The sequence below is a fragment of the Sphingobacterium chungjuense genome, assembly GCF_011316935.1.
GTDB classification, from domain to species: Bacteria; Bacteroidota; Bacteroidia; order Sphingobacteriales; family Sphingobacteriaceae; genus Sphingobacterium; species Sphingobacterium chungjuense.
Genome location: NZ_WLYS01000002.1, coordinates 694301 through 712890, shown reverse-complemented (window position 1 = coordinate 712890; position 18590 = coordinate 694301). Strand labels below are relative to the sequence as shown.

The 18590-nt window shown below is 42.6% G+C and carries 11 protein-coding genes and 2 tRNA genes; 8 read left to right on the top strand and 5 right to left on the bottom strand.

Annotated features, from left to right (window positions below; translation table 11 throughout):
* Positions 1-279: 279 nt before the first annotated feature.
* Positions 280-364: transfer RNA gene (locus GKO22_RS07770), tRNA-Ser, on the bottom strand.
* Positions 365-631: 267 nt separating this feature from the next.
* Between GKO22_RS07770 and GKO22_RS07765 the strand changes: the two genes are divergently transcribed.
* The 8 genes from GKO22_RS07765 to GKO22_RS07730 all read left to right on the top strand — a co-directional run bounded on the left by GKO22_RS07765 (position 632) and on the right by GKO22_RS07730 (position 13665).
* Positions 632-705 (top strand) — tRNA-Arg (locus GKO22_RS07765).
* Positions 706-986: 281 nt separating this feature from the next.
* On the top strand, positions 987-2450 hold the full coding sequence (locus GKO22_RS07760) for an FAD-dependent monooxygenase (protein ID WP_166333808.1): 1464 nt from the start codon (positions 987-989) through the stop codon (positions 2448-2450).
* A gap of 436 nt (positions 2451-2886) precedes the next feature.
* The gene (locus tag GKO22_RS07755) at positions 2887-4089 is read left to right on the top strand and encodes an ROK family protein (protein ID WP_166333806.1); all 1203 of its coding nucleotides are present in this window, start codon (positions 2887-2889) and stop codon (positions 4087-4089) included.
* A 5-nt stretch (positions 4090-4094) separates the two neighbouring features.
* Positions 4095-7397, top strand: coding sequence for a SusC/RagA family TonB-linked outer membrane protein (locus tag GKO22_RS07750; RefSeq protein WP_166333805.1), 3303 nt, complete (start codon positions 4095-4097; stop codon positions 7395-7397).
* 12 nt (positions 7398-7409) lie between these two features.
* Positions 7410-9104, top strand: coding sequence for a SusD/RagB family nutrient-binding outer membrane lipoprotein (locus GKO22_RS07745; RefSeq protein WP_166333804.1), 1695 nt, complete (start codon positions 7410-7412; stop codon positions 9102-9104).
* Between the two features lie 85 nt (positions 9105-9189).
* Positions 9190-9768, top strand: coding sequence for a redoxin domain-containing protein (locus GKO22_RS07740; RefSeq protein ID WP_166333803.1), 579 nt, complete (start codon positions 9190-9192; stop codon positions 9766-9768).
* Positions 9769-9770: 2 nt separating this feature from the next.
* Positions 9771-11099 carry a c-type cytochrome gene (locus GKO22_RS07735; protein WP_206367842.1) on the top strand — a complete coding sequence of 443 codons (1329 nt, stop codon included), beginning with the start codon at positions 9771-9773 and terminating at the stop codon, positions 11097-11099.
* A gap of 19 nt (positions 11100-11118) precedes the next feature.
* Positions 11119-13665 carry a carboxylesterase family protein gene (locus GKO22_RS07730; RefSeq protein ID WP_240920189.1) on the top strand — a complete coding sequence of 849 codons (2547 nt, stop codon included), beginning with the start codon at positions 11119-11121 and terminating at the stop codon, positions 13663-13665.
* A gap of 96 nt (positions 13666-13761) precedes the next feature.
* Here GKO22_RS07730 and GKO22_RS07725 read toward each other — a convergent pair whose 3' ends face one another.
* The 4 genes from GKO22_RS07725 to GKO22_RS07710 are packed head-to-tail and all read right to left on the bottom strand — an operon-like array spanning position 13762 to position 18582.
* Positions 13762-15186: a DUF6055 domain-containing protein gene (locus GKO22_RS07725; protein ID WP_166333802.1), complete on the bottom strand. Its 1425-nt coding sequence runs from the start codon at positions 15184-15186 to the stop codon at positions 13762-13764.
* A gap of 44 nt (positions 15187-15230) precedes the next feature.
* The gene (locus GKO22_RS07720; protein WP_166333801.1) at positions 15231-16211 is read right to left on the bottom strand and encodes a hypothetical protein; all 981 of its coding nucleotides are present in this window, start codon (positions 16209-16211) and stop codon (positions 15231-15233) included.
* Positions 16212-16234: 23 nt separating this feature from the next.
* Complete coding sequence (locus GKO22_RS07715; protein ID WP_166333800.1) at positions 16235-16900, bottom strand: hypothetical protein; 666 nt, start codon at positions 16898-16900, stop codon at positions 16235-16237.
* Positions 16901-16941: 41 nt separating this feature from the next.
* Positions 16942-18582, bottom strand: a complete 1641-nt coding sequence (locus GKO22_RS07710; RefSeq protein WP_166333799.1) for a RagB/SusD family nutrient uptake outer membrane protein — start codon at positions 18580-18582, stop codon at positions 16942-16944.
* Between the last annotated feature and the right edge of the window lie 8 nt (positions 18583-18590).

Genomic DNA, 18590 nt, shown 5'->3' with positions numbered 1-18590 from the left:
GCGGAGCGTTCCGGATTGGCTCAGCCGCTCAGCACCCCGCGCACGACCTTGAGCCTTCTAGAATCGAACCCCGGCCAACGCTTCTGTTCGACTCCTCACAACACAAAAAATCCCTCATTTTTCGATGAAGGATTTTTAAGCGGAGCGTTCCGGATTGGCTCAGCCGCTCAGCACCCCGCGCACGACCTTGAGCCTTCTAGAATCGAACCCCGGCCAACGCTTCTGTTCGACTCCTCACAACACAAAAAATCCCTCATTTTTCGATGAAGGATTTTTAAGCGGAGAGTGAGGGATTCGAACCCCCGGACCTGTGACAGTCAACAGTTTTCAAGACTGCCGCATTCGACCACTCTGCCAACTCTCCGCGACAAAAGTAGAAATTCTGAACAGATTCGCAAAATTTAATTTTAAAATATTTGATGCCTTGAACAGGCTTTTCGGTGTACATCGAAACAATTAGCTGTACAGCAGTTAAATACATTCTCCGTCTGATCAGTAAATAATTTTATCATTCAACAAAATGGTCTAATGCTTGTTTGAACGAAGAAGGGCATCTTTAAGTTGTGGTAGAAATTGATAAAATAATTTTGCATTTCTGCGACAAATGGCTACTTTTGCTCCACTATAAAACGCGCCAATAGCTCAGTTGGATAGAGCAACGGTTTTCTAAACCGTCGGTCAGGGGTTCGAATCCCTTTTGGCGTACGAGGATTTATTCTCACTTTAAAGGCGACGTTGCTCCAGACGTCGTCTTTTTTATTTTAAGTTATTAACCGTTGATCCGTAATCATCACATAATATGGATTTTCTTAATTGATGCGGATGATTTTCTTTTCCCCTTACCTTATGAAGGATATACGTTCAGGCCTAGTTTAAAATAATTTGTTAGTACTTTTAGGTGGTTATAAATGTGGTAAGCTTTTCAAAGTTTGTGAAATAGGAATTGTAGCTCTCATCTTTATTTCGAATAAGTAAAAAATAGAACATTGGAAGATCAACATACCAGCTGGACTATCTGCCCAGAGTGTCGTGGGGAGGGAAAGAAAAGCCGTAAGCTTCGTAAAAAAGTACGGATTCAGCACCAATTGGCCCTGGCTCAATTTGAGCAAATGGGAGGACAAGGTACAGCTCCAGTTCGCCCCAAAGCGCACCGCTATTCCTGTCCGAACTGCGCTGGATCTGGCTTAATCCCAGCGGCGAACTCACCATTGGTAGATCATGAAAATTATCCGCATGTGGCTATTATTGGCGGCGGAATTGGGGGCGTAGCATTAGCTGTTGCATTATTGCATCGCGGAATTCCTTTTTCGTTATATGAGCGTGATAGAGACTTCAATACCCGGTCTCAGGGTTATGGACTTACCTTACAACAGGCCAGCAAAGCTATTGAAGGGTTGGGTATTTTCTCTCTAAAGCAAGGCGTCATTTCAACACGACATGTGGTACATAATACAGCCGGAAAAGTAATTGGTGAGTGGGGAGTTAGAAGATGGATTCCGTCAGATTCCATCGCCTACCCGAAGCGTTCAAATATACATATCGGCAGGCAATCTCTTCGCCTAGAATTGTTTAAGCAATTGGGTAACCACGCGGCTATACATTGGGGTCATCAGTTAGTCGATTTTAAGCGATCGGATGATACTGGTTTCGAACTGAGTTTTCAGATAGATGGAGAGATAAAGCGATCTAGGGCAGATCTGGTGGTTGGAGCGGATGGTATCCGCAGTTCCGTAAGTAGATTGCTATTTGACGAAGGCCTTCGACCTTTACGTTATCTGGGCTGCATCGTCATACTCGGTATCTGTCCACTAGCTGCGATTGCGAACGTAGATTCTGAGCTATTAGATTCTGCCACTGTTTTTCAAACGGCTAACGGCAATGAGCGCATTTATATAATGCCTTATACATCAGATTCTATCATGTGGCAATTGAGCTTTCCCATGGACATAGAAGAGGCCAAGGCCCTAAGTATTGCGGGATCTTCGGCGCTAAAAGAAGAAGCTTGCCGCAGAACGCAATGGCATGACCCAATCCCTCAGATTCTAGTGGCCACGCTAGAAGCTCAAATCTCTGGATATCCTGTGTACGATCGTACACTACTTCAGCAAACATCTATGGCGGGTGTAGGTGCAGTAACACTGATCGGAGATGCTGCTCATCCAATGAGTCCTTTTAAAGGGCAAGGGGCGAATCAAGCATTATTGGATGCACTACAGCTAGCGCGAGGAATCTATAAAGGTTGTAATCCGCACATTCCATGGAGAACAGTAGGGCTACGAGAAAGTGTACTCAACGAGTTTGAGTCGGAAATGTTAGCGCGTAGTGCGACTAAAGTGAAAGATTCGGCAGAAGCCGCAGCGTTTCTACATTCGGATATTATCCTGCAGGAGGGTGACGAGCCGAGAGGACGGTGTTTAAAGTCAAATAAGCATAGTTCGGACGGTTTTTAAGGATGTGCTATGATAGGGTTGTAGGCTGTAGTGTACTAGCAGATTGTAGAAAAGGTTGATTGGTTGTAATTGACTAATAATAAGATTTAATATTGATTTTTTCTTTTGCTCCACAATAGGAAAAAATATGATGTTGAGTACGCGTACTGAGAAGTATAAATTATCCAAAAAAATTTTCACCATTTAAGATAAGTGCATTAGTCCCGAAATATTCGGGATTTGTGGTTTTTATATTTCTGATTTTAAGAATATTATAAGCCTATTCGCAAAATCAAATTTCTGCTTATAAAGTCAGCTCCGTTAAAATTTCTTTATAAAAAAATTAAAAAGATTTTAATTTGATAACAATTTGTTATTATCTTGCTGCCACATATTATTAACAAACCAAATCTTATTAGCCTGTACCATCTATCGTACATGCTCTTATTTTCTACCCATGGCCAAATCTATTAGCCAAGTAATGAGGTGTCTCTCGATTAACCGTGAGCATTCCATTGCAGAGCTGTCACAATTGATAAACAAGAGTATTCCTAACATAACCGGGATAATCAACTGCCTGCTGGAAGCAGAGCTCGTCATTGAGCAAGGGCTGGCTCCCTCTACGGGTGGAAGAAGAGCGCAGCGTTTTGCTCTGAACGTCGAGCACCTACCTTATGTTCTATCTGTTGCTATTGATCAGTTTTATACCTCATTCGCTCTTTATGACATCTCAGGAAATGCAATTGGCGACATTAAGCATCTGTATAACCCATTAATAAATACCGAAAAGGCCTATGGGCAGCTTGTAGAATCGTGTAAGGAATTTATAGCGCAATACGGAAGTCGACAGATCTGTATTATAGGTTTATCCATGCCTGGCTTTATCGATTCTCATACGGGTGTCAACAATTCCTATCCGCAGTCTGATCCGTTTTATCACCTTAAAGAGGAACTACAGTCTTTATTCCAAATTCCTGTGGTTATAGAAAATGACTCGGTAGCTATAGCCATGGCCGAAAAATCATTTGGTGATCAAAAATATGCAAAGGATCTTTTGGTGGTCAACCTAAACTGGGGCGTTGGTTTGGGTATCATCATAGATGGCAAACTTTTTAAGGGTCATAGTGGTCATGCGGGGGAGTTTAGCCATATTCCGCTAGCGGACACAGAATTGCTATGCTCGTGTGGCAAGCGTGGTTGTTTAGAGGTGAGCGCTTCTTTAAGCATTGCGTTAGCGGCGGTTACACAGCGAATCAATAGTGGAGAGGTTTCTTTATTGGCCGGCACCTATCACCAACATGGTAAGATCTCGGGCGATGAATTTATCGATGCAGTTAATCGGGGTGATCAGCTCGCAGCGGAAGAAGCACAAAAAATTGCAGGAATGCTAGGTAAAGGTATTGCAACCTTAATCCATATCATCAATCCCGAATATATCACCATTAGTGGTCGTGGTGCCAAAATGGATGCCATCCTGCTACCAGAAATACAGATTGCGATACAAAAATATGCCATACCACATATTGCACGATTTACCAAAATTATCATCTCAAATATTGAACATCCGCAGCTCATTGGAACCTATGCCTTAGCTGTTCAGGAACTCGATTTTTCTAGCTTAACAACCAAATCTTTAGCCAGCACATTACCAAATCAATAATAATTATGAATCAAATCAATTTCAAAACATGCGCCTTGCTGCTGTTGATGGTATTTGCCATCGGAGCAGTGTTTGCGCAACAACCACACGTCACCGGTACGGTGAAAGATGTGAATGGACCATTGCCAGGTGTTACGGTAACCTTGGTCGGAACAAATCGGGTCGCTCAGACTGATGGGCGAGGTCGCTTTACAATCACGGCCACTTCTGGGGATCGTTTACGCTTCTCAAGTATCGGCTATATCACGTCAGAAATTCAAGTTGGTGCACAAGCAAACATCAATATTGATTTAGCGGCCGATGCCGGAAACATTGATGAAGTGGTGGTAACTGGATTGGGAGAACAAAGGCAGCGTCGGCAATTGGGATACGCCATGACGCAGATCTCTGGTGACCAAATTAGACAAACCAATGCGATCAATCCAATTGCCGCTTTGCAAGGTATGGTACCCGGACTACAGGTTAATGTGGGTACAGGTGGCCCACAGTCATCTACTCGCTTTTTAATCCGTGGAGCAGGCTCGTTGGATCCATTCGGTAATGCGCCGCTTATTGTAGTAGATGGTATCATCATGGATGAAGAAGTAGTGTTACCACACCGTGGTGGTGACCAGGACTTTGGTAACATTCTGAAAAACATCAACCCAGATGATATTGAATCTATTTCGGTGCTAAACGGTGGTTCGGTGACGGCATTGTACGGTAGCCGTGCAAGTAATGGTGTGATCATGATTACGACCAAAAAAGGTTACTCACAACGTGGTTTCGGAATCGGATTTTCACATACACAAGGTTTTGAACAAGCCTATGCTACGCCAGACTTTCAGGACATCTATGGACCAGGTACTAATCCTAATGCAGTATACGCGGTAGGTGAAGATGGTATCGAGATCATTCCGACGACCAATTATGCCTATAGTTTTGGTCCTAAATTCGATGGTCGTACTGTACGGGACGTAAACGGTTTACTTGTTCCGTTTCAGGCAAATAATAGTCCATTGGATATTTACGAAACTGGTCGTTATTCGAACAGCAACTTGTCATTACAGGGGGGTAACGAACGCACAACATTTCGTTTCTCGTATACTAATACCTACGCAAAAGGGGTGTCGCCAAATAACAAGATGAATAGGAACAATTTTAATCTAAGAGCGACACAGCGACTTGGCAATGCGATTCAATTAGATGGAGGTGTAAGCTATGTCAACAATGCAGCTTTTAACCCACAGTATGGCGGTGATCGCTGGAATATGTCAAACAACATTCTGTATGGCTTATCTTTTGGTGTGCCTCGTCAATATGATTTAGCTTATTGGAGAGATAATTATATTGATCCGTTGAACGGTGGTGTTAATCGTGCAGATGCATCCAATAAGACACCATTGTTATTTATGTTGTATCAAAATCGCCAGTTGCAGTCCGAGGATAACTTTAGAGGTAACTTAAATAGCCGTATTAATTTTACAGAATGGCTTACCTTGGAAAGTAATTTTAGCGCCAACTTGTTTGCCACCAATCGTCAGATGATGAACCGCGGTATGGACGCGGGTTTTACTAATGGTAACTATAGTAACTATTCATCCAGAGTATTGCAAACACGATATATCAACAGTTTACGTGCGATCCGTACCTATGGTGATTTTGAAGTTATGGGACAGGCCGGTCTAGAATTAAATCACTCATCTAGAAATGGTATTTCTGCTCGTACAGATGGTATGGTAACTCCAGATGTATTCCGTTTGAGCAATTCAAGAGCACGTGCGATTGTGTCCGAAGAAAAACCAAATCAAAAGAGAACTGTTTCAGCAATCTTTCAAACAGCAGTCGATTACAAAAATGCATTAACGCTCAATTTGTACGGACGTAATGATTGGGATTCTAGTTTGGTTTACCCAGATGGAACGGGTAATTATTCTTACTTCTATTATGGATCAGATGCGGCTTGGGTATTTTCTGATATGTTAGATCTCAATAGAGATATATTCTCATTTGGTAAACTTCGTGCATCATATAATCAGGTTGGTAAAGGAACTAGCACCTACAACGCGATGACTGGTTTTTATGTGCCGCGCGATCCATATCTTACTGAATCAATGTATGATTTTGATTCTAAGCGTCTAGGAAATAGAGATTTAAGGCCAGAAAAAAGTAGTACTTGGGAAGTGGGTACCGAGATGAAATTGTTTCAATCTCGCGTAGGCATCAATGCTACGTTTTATAGTAAAGACACTCGCGGTCAAATTATCGATTTGCCAGTCTCTAGAGAAAGTGGTGTAACAAGAGCATTGATCAATAGTGGCCACATTCGCAACCGCGGTATAGAACTAGGACTGAATGGTACTCCTGTACGCTCTGGCAATTTTGCATGGGATGTCTTCTTTAACTATACACGCAATAGAGATAAGATATTAGAATTGGCTCCTGGAGTAGATATTCACGAGTTGGAGTCTGATGATGGTATTCGTACAATAGCCCAAGTAGGCGGCACCTATGGTACGATGGTTTCAAATTATGGTCACGCTTTATTTCAGGCACGTGATGCCAGTGGTAACCCTATAGACCATGTCAACAATGGTAAAAACGTGATGACCCTATTGGGTACTAATCTAGGAAGGTTTGTACGTTCTCAAGATTATGCACAAGGAAATGAGCGCGAAAAAGAGATTGGATCAATATTACCGCGTTTTATGGGTAGTATTATCAATCAATTCAGTTACAAATCCTTTATGTTTAGCTTTATGCTAGATGCCAAGTTTGGTGGCTATGTGTATTCGCCGACTTACAATTATGCAATGCAGACTGGTCAGATGGCAAGCTCGCTATGGGGCAGACCGGGCACGGAAGGTAGTGTAGAGTTTACGAATGCGGCTGGCAATCAAGCGTGGGGTGTGATACCTGATGGCGTTTTTGCACAAGGAACACGTATTGCTGGACAAGATGTAGGTGGATTGACTTATCAGGAAACGACGGAACGTGGGATTACAGTGCCAATCAGTGATGTGAACTACTATAACTCGGCTTACGGCTGGGGAACAGGTATACGCGAGCGTGGCGCTTTTGAATCTTCATGGATTATGGTGCGCGATGTATCTGTAAGCTACGATTTACCAACTGCTACAGCTAGTCGACTTAAGTTGAATAATTTAAGATTGACGTTGAATGCTCGTAACTTGGGTTACTTATATAACTCGTTGCCAGATAATTTGAATCCAGAAGATTTGAGATCTACCTCTTCAGCAGCTTCTATGTTAGGAGGCGGTACGCCGTTGACTAGAAGTTTCAATTTCACCATCAACACTAATTTTTAATACACCTGTGTTATGACAATTTTAAAGACATTAAAATATATCGCATTTGCACTCGTCGCTCAAACAACCTTTATGGGATGTAGCCGAGACCAATATGCTGAATTTAATACCGATCCAGATGCGGTACTAAATCCAAATCCTGATTATCTCTTTACCCAAGCACTCGTAAGAACGCAGGATAATGATTTTGAAGCGTTCTATGACAATTATAGTTACATCAGCCGTTGGTCAAGGGTGTTCTTGCAGATTACTGGTAATGGAATAGGAGTAACCGATAATGCAGCAAATGCCAATAATCGTTACGGAAGATTTTTTGAAGATATAGGTCCTTTGCTGGTAGATATACAAGTGCTTATTGATCGTATGCCTGAAGATCAGAGAGCTCGAAGTGTGTATAAGCGCGTTATTCCAAGTATTGTAAAAGCATGGCAGGCATGGTATGTATCCGACGTGAATGGTAGTATTCCTTATACGGAAGCTTTCCAAGCTCGGTATGGTGGTACCTTGCGCCCTAAATACGAAACCCAGCAAGAGCTTTTTACCATATTTGAGCAAGAACTAAAGGACGCGGCAACAACTTTAAACACGCCGCAAGCTGTGACTCAGGACAGTTATGGAGGCGCAGATCTTTACTTTGGTGGCGATGCTGCAAAATGGGCAAAAGCGGCGAATTCGCTACGCCTGGTGATTGCTTTACGATTAATGAAGCGCGATCCTTCTAGGGCACAGACTATTATACAAGACGTACTAAGCCATCCAGCAGGATTAATCTCCAGTGAGGCTGAAGAATGGGCATTGCCTGCGCGGTTAAGCTTTACTGCGGGGGGTAACTGGAATATAACAGGAAACGGTCGTCTTTTCGTAGGTGAGTCGGGTGTAGTGGATTACATGTGGAATAATGAAGATCCAAGGTTGCGTCAGTTCTTCCGCCCAAATCAATGGAGTCCAGAGAATTTTGCTACAGCAAAGCAGCAGGGTGTGATTCCGGCGAGTGCAGTTTATGACACACGGCGTTATTATGGACAGTTTTCAAATCCAGAAGCAGCTGATGATCCGACTAAGTTGCGATTCTTCTCTCCACTTTCAATCCGTAATGGCACGGCTACCGTAGTATTAGATACGGTATCACGTATACAGGATAGATTATTTCAACCAGAGAATGATGGTGGTACTGGAACGGGAATTTTTCCAGTTATTACCTATGCTGACGTATGCTTTATGCGTGCAGAAATTGCACAACGCGGTTGGTCTAATGAAAACGCTGCAGAGTGGTATAACAAAGGTATTGAAGCCTCGTTGCGTTTCTACAGTAAGCTAGCAGGTGCGGCACAGGTTGTTAATTATACTGCGATTACGGATGCAGAAATTGCCGCATTTAAAGCTAAACCAGGTATTGCTTACAATGCTGCTACAGGTTTGGAACAAATTGTGTTGCAAGCGTATTTGAATTACTTCCGTAACTTCAATGAGGCTTGGGCATTGGTAAAACGTACCGGCATGCCAAACAAGAATACGGCTTTAGTATTCGAAGATTGGACAAATACGGGCAGTATCTCGCAGATGCCACGTCGTTTCAATATTGGATTCCCAGTTGCTGGAGAGTATAATTTTGATAACAAGAAAGCCGCCTTGGATCAAATGATGAGCGATCCAGAATTTGGACAGCCATCAGATATTCAAGGAAGAATATGGTGGGATAAACAGTAAATTTATTAATTACAATAGCACCAGCCTTAAGCTGGTGCTATTTGCTTCATGCGTTTCAATGCTTATTTTTAAATAAATTTCGGTTATGCATACTTTGTCGATTCCGCGCTTTTTATTGATTTGCTTTTTTGTTTTATCAAGCCATCCAATTTCTGCACAACAGCGACAGAATCTTGGGAAACATATATTAATTGATGTTTCTACTGAGTTACCACACCGTATCGAAGTAAGTAAAGCAATAGCAGTGTTTTTTCTTTCTCCAGAATGCCCTCTTTGCCAAAGATACACCCAGACCATTACCCAACTCCGTCAACAATACAAACAACAGATAGATTTTATAGGAGTATTCCCTGGCAGGGCCTATAGCCTGGAAGATATCAAGCAATTTGCTACTAAATACAAAGTAGATATGGCGCTTTATCAAGATCCCGATTTTCAGTTTACGCGTGCGCTAGAAGCTACCGTAACACCATCTGTAGCCCTGTATGATACCACAGGTTTGCAGTATTTCGGAGCGATTGACAATGCTTTGCAAGAACTAGGTAAAAAACGGGTGGCCGTAACAAAGCATTATCTGCAAGACGCTATCGCTAGTTTATTAGCAAATAAGCCAATTCAAGTGAAAAATACAGTGGCCAAAGGTTGTTTCATTAATACACGTTAGTCATGAGAATTATAACTGTCCTCCTGATTGGGTTCGTCAATTTTTGGTGTATGTCTCGTTTACATGCGCAGACGTATGTGAAAGATGTGGAGCCGATCATACAGAGCAAATGTGTGTCCTGTCATCGAGATGGTGAAGCAGCTCCTTTTCCATTAGTTACTTATGACGATGTAGCCAAACGCGCTACCTTTATCAAAGAAGTAGTGAAGTCCCGTTATATGCCACCTTGGAAAGCCGATAATGAGTACGTTCATTTTGACAATGATCGCTCGCTCTCCGAAAAAGAAATTCGAACGATTGTTTCTTGGGTGGATGCCGGCGCGAAAGAAGGAAAAAGAAAAGGACGAGAACAAGATCTCAGCCAGCTAACTACAGGCTATGGTCGTCCCGCAGATATGACCATGGTTACCGCGGATACCTTTTTAGTAAAAGGCAATAATATAGAACGCTTCGTAGAATTCAAAATCCCGTTCGAATTAGACAGATCGTTTGACGTAGAAGCGATCGAATTCTTTTCCAATAATAAAAAACTCGTTCATCATGTGAACTATGCGGTTCAAATTATAGAAGATCCCGCAATAGACATTCACGCTGCTCCAGCAATGGCTAATCATACGGATGGGGCAGTTAGACACAATGATCCCTACAAAAAATTCAAGCGAACCATGGCCTACTATGGCGGCTGGATTCCCGGTGCTTCCGCAGAAGCTTATCCACCTAAAATCGGTTGGAAAATGCCAAAACGGGGGGTGATTTTGCTGACGGTACATTTTTCGGCTACGCCGATTGATGAGTTGTCGGTCAATGGTGTCCATTTATTCTTTACCGATGTACCTGTTGAGCGGGAAGTAAAAGTGGTCAGTTTTGGATCTGGAGGAATAGGGGAACTGGATATTCAGCCTTCCTTTTTTATGATTCCTGCCGACAAAGTCAGTCATTACTCCTTAAAATTTAAAAATCCAGGTGAAGATCTTTCCATGCTCTACATCTGGCCACATATGCATTACATTGGCAAATCATTTAAAGTATATGCCACGCTAGAAAATAACGACACGATTCCGTTAGTCAATATACCTGACTGGGATTATCGATGGCAAGAAATGTATCGCTACAAGCATTTTAAAAAAATTCCTAAAGGGGCTGTTATCCATATGGAATGTGCGTATGATAACACGGCGGCAAACCCTTTCAATCCCTTTTCGCCACCGCAAAATATTTTCTCGTATTCGAATATGAAATCTGATCAGGAGATGATGACGCTCTTGATGATTTACTTACCGTACAAGGAAGGTGATGAAAATCGACTTACTGCCATACCAAAAGGGCCTTAATTTTTAATAAAATCCATCTATGAATATATCAAACAAGACATCATTTATGAGCTTAAAATCTACGCTGACCTGGTTCTGTACGCTGGGTATGGTTTTCACGTTGCAAGCACAGAAGAAACATACCTTTGAAGAGGGTTTGTTTCTTCAAATTCCGTTTAACTATGGTCGTGAGGCGGTATATGCGGATCCATTTTTAGGCAAATTTTATCAAAAGGGTTTTGAAAGTCCAGTAGAAGGAAAAGCCTGGAATGGCAATGATGAAGCTTCATGGCTAAAAATCACGACCGATACTGCTGGTTTCTTTCGGCCACAGAGAAATACAGGCGGAAATCTGTCTAACCCAAATAATCCTCCCGGTCCGGGTCGCATCGCGGCGCAAACGGAAAATGTACCACGGACTCCTATGCCGCAGCGCCGTGGTTTTGGTTCAAGCTATTTGTATTTAACATACCAATCTTCTAAAAACGAAGATGCGGTACTCAATATTAAAGGAAACAGCGCGGTATTGGTCAATGGAGAATTACATGCGGGTGATCCGTATCGCATGGGCTGGTTGAATATCCCTGTTCGTCTTAAAAAAGGTAAGAATGAATTCTACGTGCGCGGTACATTCGTGGCGGCAGAATTGGTGTTTTCTGAAAAACCGGTACTCTTGGCTACAGAAGATTTAACGCTTCCAGATATCGTAGCAGGCCGTGATAATTCAGATTTGCTATTGGGTGTGACTGTGGTGAATACATCGGACAAGGTGATTCCAAAAACGATTATCAGAAGTACCGTTGCGGGCAAAATGGTAGAGCGCGAAATACCTGCTATTGCTGCACATAGCACTCGAAAAGTGATAGCTGCAATAGATGGTTCAGGTGTTACCCAAGTGGGTGATCTTTCGGCGACCATTGCACTCGTACAAAACGGCAAGGTGAAAGACGAGCAAACGATTCCACTACGTTCTTTAGACAAGAACACAACTTACCGTGTGACATTTGTGAGTGATATCGATGGTAGTATACAGTATTATGCGGTTAATCCAGCGATTGGTGGAGATGCTGCGGATAAAGGTTTATTCTTTTCCGTTCACGGTGCTGGTGTAGAAGCTTTAGGACAAGCGCAAGCTTACGAATCCAAAGATTGGGGCACATTAGTAGCACCTACCAATCGTAGACCACGCGGTTTCAACTGGGAAGATTGGGGGAGATTGGATGCTTTAGAAGTGTTGGGCTTAGCGCAAAAATCGATTAAACACGATGCAAAACGCGTGTATTTGACTGGCCATTCTATGGGCGGGCATGGCACTTGGTTTCTTGGAGCTACTTATCCCGACAAATGGGCAGCGATTGCACCTTGCGCGGGTTATCCAACCTTGAAAGGTTATGGTTCGGCAGATGGGATTATTCCTGATCAAGGTGGTAACGCATTAGAGAATACGTTGCTGCGATCAAGTAATCAAAGTGATGTTATTGCTTATGCAACGAACTATAAACCGCTAGGCGTATATGTATTGCATGGCGATGCCGATCGTACGGTTCCGGTAACTTATGCACGTCAAATGCGTGAAATATTGGGCGGTTTTCATCCTGACTTCAATTACTACGAATATCCAGGTGGATCGCATTGGTATAGCAATGAAAGTGTGGATTGGAAACCATTATTCGACTATTTCAAATGGCACCAACGCAAATCGAGCAACGAAGTAAACGAGATAGACTTTAAAACATCAAATCCGGGTATCTCGGCTAGTTACTATTGGGCAACGATCTATCATCAGGAGAAAGCCTTGGCTTACTCGCATATCCAACTATCGCGCGATGTAGCCAAGCGCCAGATTACGGGTAGCACCGATAATGTGAAAACATTGAAATTGGATATATCTGAATTTGGTACTAATGGAACATTGACATTATTTATGGATAGTCTGAATGTGATCGAATCGTCGCTTGCTCAAAGCACGGACGGACATATTTATCTGGAAAAACAAGCCAACAAATGGGAATTGGTGGCTAAACCTTCTTTAGCGCATAAAGGCCCACAACGAAATGGTACTTTTAAAGAAGCATTTCAGCACAATATGGTGTATGTGTATGGCACGCAAGGTACGGCCGAAGAGAATGCTTGGGCTTGGGAAAAAGTACGCTACGATGCCGAATCGTGGTACTACCGCGGTAACGGCGCGTTTGATGCGGTAGCAGATAAAGATTTCGATCCCGCAAAATATGCAGATCGCAATATCATTCTAGTTGGAAATGCTAAAACAAACAGCGCATGGAATACATTGCTTGCAGATTGTCCAATTCAGGTTAGCGCCGGACAGTTGAAGATGGGAGAGAAGGTAAAATCTGCTAACGATTTGGGGGGTTATTTTGTATATCCAAAATCTGGGAGCAATACACTTTCTGTTGGTGCGATCACAGGTACGGGCATCCAAGGTATGAAAGCTGCCACAGCCAATCAATATATGGCTGGTGCGAGTGGATTTCCGGATTACATGTTTTTCTCCATCGATATGTTGACCAACGGAGCTTCTGGTTTGGTCGATGTCGGATTTTTTAACAACGACTGGTCATTGTAAAGCCGCGAATCGCTAAATCTTAACTAATTGTTCTTCATGATCAAAGGCCATCTTTTCGGATGGCCTTTGTTTGTTTAATACGGTTTTAAGAATAGATTATTGCACTGCAGAAGCATGCAATGTTGTGCCATTTACTTTAATTTCATAAGGCCATTGTTCATCGTTATTGGTGTTTTCATCCCAGAGATGTTCCCAATGTTCCGTTGGTGCGCCACTAACTACCAGCCATAAATAGGTTGTGTTAGGCGGGACAGTGAAGTTGGCTGTACCTTCCTTTGCCGAAAAAGTATCGCTGTACACGCGATTTCCATTGGCTTGATAAGCGACAAAACCATATCGCCAACCGGCTTTATCGGTTTTAATAGCTCGATAACCTGCGGCTCCTGCTACACCTTTAAAATCGACGGTAACGGCAGCATTGTCTGTTGGGATATTCAACCGTATGCCATTGTAACCATAGTTTTGCGGGGCTTTTTCAGGAGTAATACGATACCAGTTGTTGCCAATGGATGACATCTTGGTGGTATGCTGATTCGCATATTTACTCTTTTCAGTCGCTCTAATGATCGAAAGATCCCAAGTGATAAATTTTCGATAGGCATCAAACATTTCGTCGTTAAATTGTTCTTGACTTTTGCCTTGTATGCGTTTGTAGGTGGCTACAGGATCTTCAGGTCGCACAGATTGGCGCCATATTTTACTTACGAAATCCAGCCCGTACTTGTCTGTCCAATACAATAAAACATACGGTGAGGCATATCGCATGTTCTCGTGCATGAAAGCCAAATGCGTATTTTCCATAAACGATACTAAATGCCAATTCTCAATGGTCATCCATTCTGGGTATACCATCATCGTCATAAACTGAGATGTCATTTCCCAGATCGCTTGACCATTACTACCTGGCGTATTATTCGAGAAACCCCATTGGCCATTCGCTTTGACCATGTACTGAAAGGAATGGCCTAATTCGTGGGCAAGTGTGGTGTAAGGCGCTCCTAGTCTGGTAGAAGGCATCCATAGAATGCCCACAGAATCCATAGCACCACCTCCATAAGCAGTCTGATCTTCTCCTCCGCGCACAAACACAATCATTTTGTATTTATCAGTAAGCGAGTTGCCATGCTCGAGGAATTTCAATTCTTCAGAAAAATAATCATAGGTTCTTTCCAGAAAGCCTAATGTATTATTTGGGTTTGCACCGGTGGAAGCCACCAGATCAGCGCCAAACTGCGCATCCCATAGCATTGCAAAATTTCTGGTTTCAATTTTCCGTGATAAGCTGTACTTACTGGCAGGGTCATTGAAATTATTATTCCAAGGTACATCCCAAATACCGCCTTTAGGGATGTATAGTTCTTTTGGCGGCAAAACGCCGCTTCCTTCCGCATCCGGTGTTGGTTTAGGTAGGTAAGAATAGTCATATGGTATAAGTTCATCCTTGGCGCTAGTACAAGAATAGCTTAAAGTGCTTAGCAGTCCAATCGTCCAGATAAGACGCATAGTTTTGTTTTTTTTCATAAACGTGTCTTTTCAAAAAAGTGATTAAGATCCGTGTCTTGTCGTTAAACTTTAGTCACAGAGGGCAAACGAACGGTTACGATATACGTGCCTTCCATCTTCACTCGAAATCCAAATACGGGATTTACGTTGAGCGTTTTAGTAGCATATCCATCTACGGTTGCGTAGGTCATCGGAATGCGGTAATAAATCAAATAACCCCAATCTGTAACGCCATCATGATAAATGTTCAATGGGAACGGCGCAACTTCAAAATCGCAGACTAGTGCACTATCAGTCGCGACAACTGGATTGAATTTGACATGGCTTTCAAATGTTGGGCGGTCACCCCTTCTGATAACTTGATTGGCAGAAGGATCGAATGCTACGCCATTTTTGTCGACTATCTTGAGGATGATTCGGGCTCCTTCGGCAGAAATGCGTTCGCATGAAACTTGCGGTGCTGTAGTAGTGAAAAACGTTTCCGATGAATTCGACCCCGACGCGGCCTGATAGGTTACTTCAAAGAAATCGTTGATCGACGGATCGATAACTCGCACAACACCAAAATTTGGGAAAGAAGTAGTTCCTTTTACATTGGTCATCTCGACATCAAATATGTATTCCCCTAAAGGAAGATTGGAAGATGATCTATTAAAAACTAGCTGCCCGTTGGCCGGGTTGAAGACAAGAGGTGTGCTTCGTACCGTTTCTCGTTTGGCATTGAGTAAGGCCGTAGTGGTATCTTTGGCTGCATCGAACACCTCTCCCTTCTTAAACATCAAGACATCGTACTCGGTAAAGAACTCATTTGGTGCTGCTAACCCTGTTACTCGGTCTCTTAAATTAGACATTTTAAAAGAATAGGGCGGTGTAGAACCGTCCGCATCGATGCGTTCCGAAGCCACATAAATACCTCCTCTTGGTACGATTATGGTGCCGTTAACATAACGTGGATTGTCGCTCAGAAAACCCTTTTCGATCTTCTCGCATGATGATAGCAGCGAGAGACCGAGCACTATCGATAGAATAATTTGTATTTTCATAATAAATATATTTTGGGTATCACTTATTGACCAACAGATTCTCTATTGAACATCAATCTATGACCATCTATTAAAACATTGACGACACCTGTCTTGGTAATAATTCCCGCAGTTTGGCAATCGTAAGACATATCTACATCTTGCGGTAGCAAGATCGCATCTGGGCCGAGCTCACTATCTAGTTCTCCAATCACGCGCGTGAAATTCACGTAATCTACGTAGTCAACATAATCGGTGTACTCAATCACGCGACGTAATTTGACTAGAAATCTGGAATTATTCATTGCACCAAATCTACTGGTGAAGTACTTATTATCTCGCGTGAGATACTCGCGGATATGAGCACCTTCAAACAGGTACATCTTTAATGAATCCAATTCACGGATAGAGATATCGTTAATGCCAAACTGGATGTTTTCATTGCCGGTTTCTATGACACGTTTTTGCTTCTTGGCGAGCACATAAGGGGCTACACTATAATCTGTACTGGCATAAAGCGTCGTGTTTGGTTCATTGACCATATCCTTTAATCCCGCACGGTCTATAATGGCTACCAAGGAGTCAAATTTGCCGTGACTTTTCAGAAAATCATAGGTGGTCATATCGACATATCGCTGCGATTTGCCCCCATCATTTGCATAATCATCATTTTCACAAGAGGCCATCGTTATTCCAAGTAACACAGCCATTAGGAAAAATATATATCGTACTCTCATAATTATAGATTTATTTAGATTTTACCGATCCAATAAGGCGTTTGAGCCAGATTAGGATTGTTTTTAAATAATAAAGGACTTACCGGCCAATAGAAGCCACCTTGTCTAAAACGATCGGGGCTAAGCCATGTAATGAACTGCGGATATTGCCGCGTGCGGATCAAATCGTAGTAAATGTGTCCTTCAAGATACATTTCTCGACTTCGCTCTAGCGCATATTGAAACATGATGTTTTCTCTGGTATCCGTACCACTAATCGTCTTATTCTTGGCAAGTGGATCTCGAGTACTTCGAAAAGTATTGAGTTTTTGAGCGGCTACAGAAAGTTCGTTTTTGTAAATAGCGATTTCTGCTTCGAGTAATAGCATGTCTGCATAGCGGAAGATGATAATATTATTGCTGATATGAGCCACATCTGGCGTGCGTAGATTGACCTTATGATACTTGATACAGGTTGGTTGCTCTAATGAGATGTCTGCAAAGTTTTTGATGTATCGGATGTCGGTGATTTTGTCGCTAATTGCCTCTTGTACTACCGTGTGCTCAGGTACCCAATCCCAGCGCCAATCCGGTTCATTCCAAACCCATTGGCCAGGTATGACCGTTTCTTGTATTATACCTGTAGGCATCTTTTCATAATGTGCATCTAAGTAAGTTTTTGGAACAAAAAAACGAGACCAAGAAGCAGCCCTGAATGGGATATGTTGCTGGCGGAGAAAAAAAGAAGCGATGTGATTGGTGGAGCCTTCTAAGTTGTCTTCGCTTGCTGCGATTTCAAAAATACCTTCCCGGCTTTTGCCTATGAAAGTGTTATAGTAGTTGGCGGTATCGACAAGGCTATAACCACCATAATTCTTGAGCGCTTGGATGGTGGTATCAGCATGCAGTACATCTTCTATAATAGGATCATTGCTGCTGAGATTGGTTGTAGTGGCTTTCCACAAAAAGGCGTGAGCCAATAAGGCATACACGGCACCTTTATTGGCAGTTACTTTCGCGGCATTTACATCGGTGTAATTCCAGTTTAACAGAGCAGCCGCCTTGTGACAGTCGTCAATAATTTGTTTCATAATCAATTCCTTCGAGACTCTTGCTGCTTGATCGGCTGTAATAGGATCATCTTCTGTTTCCAGAATAAGTGGCACATCTCCCCAAATTCGGGTCATGAAAAAATAAGTGAGCGCACGGATATAATATGCTTGTCCCAAGGCTTCATTTTTAAAACGAGTAGGATTACTGATCTGTGCGAAAAGATCTTCGTTCATGCCTTCCACTTTCTCTAGGATTAGATTGCTCATAGTGATACACTTGATGTAGGGAGTCCAGTTGCCATAAGATTCCACATTGTATCTCCATGTAAAATCGCCCGTCTGAACGCCTTCTAATCCGTCTCCATCATACTGGATCGTGAAGTTATTACCTTGTACTCCATCTCCATAAATGAAATGTCGCGGTACTCCGTTAAAATTTCCGCTTGTAATCGCATTGCGTAACAAGGCATAGTTGCCTGCTAAGGCACTTTGTACATCTGTCGCAGATTTCCAATATTCGCCGCCATGTGTCGCATTTTTTGGCACTTCATCCAAGAAGTCCTTGCAAGAGTACATAAAGCCTCCCACGACAATGGCCAATAGATATATAATTTTTGATTTCATAAGTTGCT